Source organism: Kitasatospora sp. SC0581, assembly GCF_048159585.1.
Classification (GTDB): Bacteria; Actinomycetota; Actinomycetes; order Streptomycetales; family Streptomycetaceae; genus Kitasatospora.
In genome coordinates this window covers 1-627 of record NZ_JBLRWA010000103.1, presented here as the reverse complement: position 1 = coordinate 627, position 627 = coordinate 1, and the positions used below count along the sequence as shown (strand labels likewise).

Annotated in this window: 1 protein-coding gene; it reads left to right on the top strand. The window is 39.2% G+C overall.

Features of this window, described 5'->3' with window-relative positions; translation table 11 throughout:
• Nucleotides 1–441 (top strand): CZB domain-containing protein (locus ACLWS4_RS37270; RefSeq protein WP_416876461.1); only part of this gene is annotated, 441 nt, incomplete at its 5' end.
• Nucleotides 442–627 lie beyond the last annotated feature (186 nt).

Genomic DNA, 627 nt, shown 5'->3' with positions numbered 1-627 from the left:
ATTGCGCAAAAAACCGCAAAATTAGTATTTGATTTAAGCGAAAAAATGGATCACTTTAGGAAAAACTTTTTTACGATTAACATTAAGTTTAGCTCAAAAGATATTGTAAGAATCACGAAATCGGCTCACCTGCTTGGGAAGTGGAAAGTATATAATATGCTGCTGGGCCTGGGGAATATTGATGAAAACGAGTTGACTTCCCACGAAACTTGCCGGTTAGGCCAATGGTATTACGGAAATTTGCCGGAAGGTATCAGGAAAATAGCTGCATTTAAACAATTGGAAAAATCGCATAAAGAAGTCCATCATTCTGCAAGGCAGGCAGTGGAAAGTTTTAAAAGGGGAGAGATGAAGGCTGGAGAAAATGCGTTAAAACAGTTAGAAGAAGCTTCCAACCAGGTCTTGGAATTGCTGTCAAATATTGAATCACAACTCGGATAGCTTGCGCCAGGATTTAATAAATGCAAAAACACTATAGAAAGAGCGGGACATCACGAACGTCCCGCCACCTTTAAAAATTTATTTTGTTTTTTCAACCGCGATATTTCCATCCGCAGTGAAAAGCTGAATCAAGGGTTTTCCGCTACCAAATACTCTATTTTCGCCAGAGCTGCCAAAAATGTCAAC